A 7,018-nucleotide genomic window follows, 5' to 3' on the forward strand; every position below is an offset into this window, starting at 1 on the left:
AAATATAAACAAACTTTATATTTACCTATTCTAATACATCCTAATCAAATTTTACCCACTCCCTACAAAAAAGGCCCACCCGCAGGCAGACCTCATCTCACATATTCTATTCTTCCATCAACGGTCCAATCACGTTTTCGGCTAAATCCTTAACCCCATTGCGGATGGCACGTTTGTACTTCAACTTGTTAATCGTTTCGCCACTGGCTGCTTTGTACGCATCCAGGTCACCGTTATCAACAAGTTCATTGACACCCATGTTACGTTCGACATTGGGTTGATAGTTATTAACGGCATAAGCCACTTGGCTTTCATCGACCTTCATTGTATCAGAAAAGCTATGCACGGCTTCGTCATAGCGCGCTTCAACGATGTCGTTAAGCAGCGTCAAGATGCTCTTACCACGGAATTTTTCCCGGTCCTCGAGCAATTCTTGCAGCAAGCCTTGCATAATTTCAGCCCGGACCTTGTTACCACTAGCATAGTCATTGATGTTCTTAGTAATCATCTCAACCAGCTTTTGATCAGCGACATTACCATCTTCACCAACGGCAATTAATTCTGGCTCAGCATCATCACTTGGCACAAGTTGTTGCATCAAGCTGACGATATAGTTGTAATCAATCTTATCCGTTCTAAATGATGACAATTCATACTCAATATCAAAGACTGGTACGCCATCTTCTTCTTCGACCTTGCTCTTTAATTCGACCAGGACATTTTCATACTTACCCTTAAAGTCTTCCACCTCGTGCATATCGACTTTGTAATCAGCCAATAAGTCCTTATCAGCAAATTCGGTATAGACTTGAATGTCGGTAATCGCCTTATCGAGTGCTTGGAAGGCCTTCGCAAATTGCTTCTTTTGCGTATCATCCAGCGCATTAACATGTTCAGGACTCGAAGCAATTGCGTGTAAGTCCGCTAAGGCGGCTTTCAAGGCCGCTTCACTCTCATCAAACGTTGGTGCCAATACTTCAGCTTCACCACCATTGGAATACAAAATCAACGCTTCTTGCACGGCCGCTTCAAATTGTCCAGGCGTCTGGAACGTCACAATCTGACCAAATGCCTTATCCTTATCAAACAACCGGTTCGTCCGTGAAAAGGCCTGAATCAACGCATGCGGCTTCATCGGCGCCCGATCGATAAACAACGTTGAAATCGCTGGGGCATCAAATCCGGTCAGCAAACGGTCCACAACAATCACAATATCTAACTGTTTGTCACGGTTAACGTACTGACTCTTCTTACGGGCCAAGCGAGAATTAACATCATTGTTATAACCGCGTAACTCGTCCATACTAAAGCTCATATTGAACATTTCATTGTAATCTTGCATTGACGCTTTCATCTTCGCTTGATTATCAATTGATGTCTCTTCATTTTCAGAAACCGAATACGTGACTGCAACTTTCGGGAAATCAGGCGCGACTTCGCGAATTTCTTGCTTAATCGTAAATGGTGCTTTGCCATTCCGGACCGCTTGGAACATATCGTAATACTTTTGCGCTTGGGCAATTGAGCTGGTCGTCAGGATTGCTTCATACGTATTCCCAGTTCCTCGCCCGAGTTGCAACTTACGCTTAGACTTATTAACGATTGATTCAACGACTTTCCACATGTGGTCTTCATGCAAGAACACATCCTTAGGCAGTTGGGCTTCTTTATCAGCCAATGATTGATCATCAACGCTAATTGACGAATCATAGCGCACCAATGCTTCATCGAGGTCTTCTTCGGTAAAGGTACTCTTGTATTCGACTTGGAACCCAAGCACCGCATTATCGTGAATTGCTTCCTTAATCGTGTATTCATGCAACCGCGTGCCATATTGTTGTTCAGTTGTCCGGGCTAAATCCCCAACAGCTGCTTTGGCATTTTCGGCAAAAATGGGTGTCCCAGTAAAACCATACCAGAGGGATTGTCCAAATAACTTGGTAACTTCCTGTTGCTTAGCAGCTGAAACGGCCCGGTGACATTCATCGACAACAAAGGCAACCTTTAGTGCCCGAATCTTGGCTAACTTCTTGTCTTCCGGATGTTCATCACACCGTTTCATCAAGTGAATTAGCTTTTGAATTGTTGCCACAACTACTGTGCGATTATCGCTAGTTAACTTCTTAACCAAGTCATTAACGTTATCGATTTTATCAATATCAATGCCATCATTTTCAGCATAGGCGGTAAATGAACTCGTCGTTTGTTGGTCCAAGTCCACCCGGTCAACGATAAAAATCGTCTTGTCTAATGATGGAATCTGGAGTAAGTTGCGGGCCACTTTATAAGCCGTCAACGTCTTACCTGATCCCGTCGTATGCCAGACATAACCAGATTCTTGCCGCCGGGAAGCAGCTTTAACCGCTTCAATCGCGTGAATCTGGTATGGTCGTAACATGATTAGGCTCTTACTGTTACTATCCAAGACTGTGTATTGGGTAACCATCTTGTGGGCTTGTGGAATTGATAAGACTTGCTGGGCGAAATCCAAATAGTCCGTTACCGGCGTGTTATTAACGTCACTCCAGCCTGATAAGAACTTCTCATTTAGCTTGTCACCTTGAGCACTGGCGATATACTTCGTGTCGGCTCCATTCGTCACAACAAACATCTGCACAGCGGAGAAAATGCCCGTGAACTTATCTTCAATCAAGTACTTCTTAATCTGATTAAAGGCCTTGCTAAATGGTTCCGCCTTACTTTTTAATTCAATTTGAATTAATGGTAGTCCATTGATTAATAACGTCACGTCAAAGCGACGATCTTGTTCAATTCCCACTTGCCGAGGCACTTTGACTTGGTGGACAACTTCATAAGAAGACATCCCCCCGGCCACATCTTGGCGATTTAAAACATGTAAACGAGCGGTGCCAAGATCAGCATTATCACGTTGGACATCAATCTTGGCAATCCCATTTTCACCAGCTAACCACTTAGCGGCTTCAAAGAAATTGGTGAAGTTGAGCTTATTTTGAATCTGCTTTTTTTCTTGGTCCGTTAACGGTTCATCATTTAACTTGTCAGTGTTATTTTGACTTAGCTTAGCGAAGAAATTCGCCCATAGTGTTGCTTCATCTTTAATGTCCTCACGTAACGTCCATTGTGAGTCACCATGAATGAGTTGCTCAATTAACTTATCTTCTAGTACTGCTTCTTTGGTTACGTTCATGCGGACTCCTAATTAAATAAACATTTTTTGTAGTAGTGCTTGCTTGAATTGCTTGGTTTGGGCAAGCTTGGCTTCAAGTTCACTAATTTGATCATCAAGGGATTTGAAGAATGATCCAATGCGTTGTTGTTCGGGGAGGGAAGGGATCGAAATAGGCAGCTTCATCACTTCAACTTTTGAAATATTGTAACGTGAAATTCCTTGAGCAAGTAACATCATTTCTTGTCGAAAAACATTATTCCTTAACATAAATGCAAAGAATACATAATCTATTTTTTGTGTAGCTCTATATCCGAAACAAAAACTATTCAGATATACATTTTTGGTATTCCCCAACCATACAGATGACATACCAACTTCTTCAGGTGTTTCAGATGAAGTTGTAAAAAAGATATCTCCATGCTGTACTTGCTGTTGTTTACTATCTATTTCAATAGCCTCTAACTTATCTATTGAAGTTATAGCATTATTAAATACATTTACGTATGGTACATAGGATGCATCTCCGTGGCCAAAATCTTCTTTAGTTTTACCCGTGAGACTCGTAAATGTACCACCATTATCACCCAAGGTAGTTATTTCCCACTCATCTTCAAATCCCGCAAACCGAATCTCTGGTACCTTCGCACCCTTCTTCGGGAACATCTTTTGCAACATGGCTTTTTTGAATTGTTGTTGCGCATCTAATTGCTTTTGTTGCAATTCAATTGCAGTGTCAAGTTTTTGGAAAAGTGAACCAATTTGTTGTTGTTCAGGAACTAATGGAATTTTTATAAAAGTACTAGAAACTTTTTTCCAATCTGATCTAGGCATTTTTGTTCCGGATGTATCATTAGCAGCCGATTGATAAGTATTACCTTGTATAAGCACGTATAGGAATTTAAATTGTATACCTTCGACGGCTCTAAGTACCCAAAAATCACCCAATGCTATCCCTGAAAAATTAGCTAAAAGCCAATTTTTTAAATATGGTCGTAGCTTACCATATAATATATCTCCTGATTCAAATAATATACCTTTTCGACTATCAAATTTATGACTTATATCCTTATTTAGTGTGCCCTCTCCTGCTTTAATATCTTCAAATTCAATTTTGGGAAGTAATTCAGAATCACTCGTTTTACTTAACCTATTAACTATCTCACCTAACTTCCTGCTCTCCCACGCCTCATCAAAGCCCTTAAACCGGACTTGTGGCACTAATTTAGTCATGTTTTACGCCACCTTCAAGCATTTCAATAAACTTCGCGATTTCACTGACAACTTCCGCATCATCACTTGTGAGTTCCTTTAGCATCCCCGCCAATTCAGCTTGATTAGCTGCTAATGCGGCTGAGTTAGCTGCCATGTCAGCGTTTAATTCCTTCAAGTCGATTTCAGGTTCTTCTTCAAACGTGTCAACGTAACGTGGAATGTTCAAGTTAAAGTCATTTTCCTTGATTTCATCGTATGAAGCAACGTGCGCATACTTTTCCACATCTTCACGTTGGTTGTATGCTGTCAAAATCTTTTGAATGTTTTCTTCATTCAAGATATTTTGTGTCTTTTGCTTTTCAAAGTCATTGGAAGCATCGATGAATAAGACATCCTTATTCGTCCGGTTCTTCTTCAAGATAATAACCGTTGTGGGAATTGATGTACTAAAGAACAAGTTACTTGGTAACCCGATTACCGTATCAATTGCCCCCATTTCAAGGAGCTTTTCACGGATTTTACCTTCAGCGTTACCACGGAATAAGACCCCGTGTGGTAAGACAATCGCCATCACCCCAGTATCCTTCAAGTGGTAGTAACCGTGTAATAAGAAAGCAAAGTCAGCTTTTGACTTTGGTGCTAACACTCCAAAGCTTGAGAAACGTGGATCTTCAAGGAACCCTTTTTCGGCACCCCACTTAGCTGAATAAGGTGGGTTCATCATAACCCCATCAAAGTTAGTTGGTTCTTCACTTGGCCAGTCCACATCAAGGGTGTCCCCATTGCTCAAGTGTTGGTTAGCAGCATCAACTCCATGAAGCATCATGTTCATCCGGGCTAAGTTATACGTTGATGTGTTCAATTCTTGCCCGAAGTAGTTAATTGAATTAGGTTCGTGTGAGTACTTCTTCGCGTTCAAGAGTAATGAACCAGAACCACAAGTTGGATCGTATAAACTCAAACCTTTTTGGTCTTCTTTACCTTGAATCATAATCCGCGTCATCAATTCTGAGACGGCTTGTGGTGTATAGAATTCACCGGCCTTCTTACCCGATTCAGACGCAAATTGACTGATCAAGTATTCATAGGCATCCCCTAAGACGTCCCCAGCGTGATCCCCGAAGTCTAACGTTGAAAGTTCCTTCATAACGGCCGCAATCGTTGCGTTTTGCTTTTGTGGTGTTGCACCAAGCTTGTTAGAATACAAGTCCACGTCCGCAAATAAGCCGTTGAAAATTTCATCTGACTTTTCAACATTGGTGAAACCTTGCTTCAAGTCTTCCAATTGGAACGTACCGTCATTGATGTTAGCGACTAAGCTGCTAAAAGTTAATTGTGGTTCAATTACGAACGCCAAATCATTCTTAAGTTCGTCAACTAAGTCAGCTTGAGTTTCGGCATCTTCCCAGGCAGTGTTATATGTAGCTTGGGCTTCCTTCAAATCATCGCTAGCTTCTTCCAATAAGTCAGCTGATTTGTACAATACTTGATCTGAAAGGTACTTGTAAAAGATTAACCCAAGTAAGTAGTTCTTGTATTCGTTGGCATCCATCTTAGAACGAAGGATGTCAGCAGAATTCCAGAGAGTTTGGTACAAGGTGCTTGATGTGTTTTGTGCGTCGGCCATTAGTGGGCCCTCCTATTAATTGTAATTAGTTTTAAATGGTATTAATGATGCGCATCATAGCCTGGTGTTGCTGGTGTGCATTTTGCTGCATCAGTTGATATTGCTGATTAGCTAAGTAATAAATCCGGCCAATCTTTTGTTGCTGTTCGATGGGCGGTAAACTTACTTGGAGTTCTTTGATAATTTGTGGCGTTATCTTCGGTAAAGTCGACCCTTGCTTCAAAGTTTCCTTTTGCCGCATGATGTCATGGGACTCATTTAGTAAATAACAGAGATAATATGGATCAATGATGGTGGCATCCATATTAATCCGAGCAAAATTTTGATTAAGAACTTTAGCTCGATTAGTGGCACTAATAATCGCAGATGTTTGGGAACCAACAAGACTCGTTACAAGCTCAAGGTTCACCTGATCACTAATCCCACTACCTAGATCAACTTGTAAATCGTCATACGTGTACCCAGTTTGTTGGCGAGCATCATCCGTCGTTAACCGTGATGAGTTTAAACCAACTTTGATGTCGATAATATCACCTAACTTCATCGGAATCTCCTTTCTTTTTATGGTAATTCAACTGAATTACTCTTCGTTATTACAAATATTAGTATGCCATAACGTTTTATTAATCGCAAGTAATTTTCACGAATTACTTGCAAATAAATTAAAAAAGCTTATCCGATATCGAATAAGCTTTAAATAATCGCACTAATATTAAACAATGCTTCCTCAAAAGTATCTAATACGTATGCAACACCATATTTAGCTAATTTCGAATTACCGTGGTTATATGAAAGTTGATTTTTACGCTTATTATCAATCGTCGTAAAATTCTTTAATTACATGTGATTAAATTCCGACGGCGACATTAGCGTGAAATAATACAAAAAAGCCACCGTAAAATATCCGGTGGCTGAGCTGTGACTGCTAAACTAAAGTGAGCCATTTTTAGTCAATAAATGTATACCAAAAATAATCAATAACATTGAGCCACCTCAATCAATTAAAATTAAGAGTATTTAATTTTAAT

The 7,018-nt window shown here is 40.5% G+C and carries 4 protein-coding genes and 1 pseudogene; all 5 read right to left on the reverse strand.

Annotated elements, in window-relative coordinates; genetic code table 11:
• Window positions 1–106: 106 nt before the first annotated feature.
• A complete protein-coding gene (locus tag LQZ76_RS02300; protein ID WP_230098150.1) occupies window positions 107–3,169 on the reverse strand; it encodes a type I restriction endonuclease subunit R in 3,063 nt (1,020 codons plus the stop codon).
• Between the two features lie 12 nt (window positions 3,170–3,181).
• Complete coding sequence (locus tag LQZ76_RS02305; RefSeq protein ID WP_230098151.1) at window positions 3,182–4,381, reverse strand: restriction endonuclease subunit S; 1,200 nt, start codon at window positions 4,379–4,381, stop codon at window positions 3,182–3,184.
• Entirely contained in the window at window positions 4,374–5,990 is a 1,617-nt protein-coding gene (locus LQZ76_RS02310; RefSeq protein WP_230098152.1) for a type I restriction-modification system subunit M, read from the reverse strand. Before LQZ76_RS02310 ends, LQZ76_RS02305 begins: the two co-directional genes overlap by 8 nt.
• A gap of 31 nt (window positions 5,991–6,021) precedes the next feature.
• On the reverse strand, window positions 6,022–6,534 hold the full coding sequence (locus tag LQZ76_RS02315) for a restriction endonuclease subunit S (protein ID WP_230098153.1): 513 nt from the start codon (window positions 6,532–6,534) through the stop codon (window positions 6,022–6,024).
• 173 nt (window positions 6,535–6,707) lie between these two features.
• Window positions 6,708–6,824 (reverse strand): annotated as a pseudogene (locus LQZ76_RS02320) (restriction endonuclease subunit S); the annotation flags it as partial.
• Window positions 6,825–7,018: the final 194 nt, after the last annotated feature.

It is taken from the genome of Periweissella ghanensis (assembly GCF_918814755.1).
In the GTDB taxonomy this organism is placed as follows: domain Bacteria; phylum Bacillota; class Bacilli; order Lactobacillales; family Lactobacillaceae; genus Periweissella; species Periweissella ghanensis.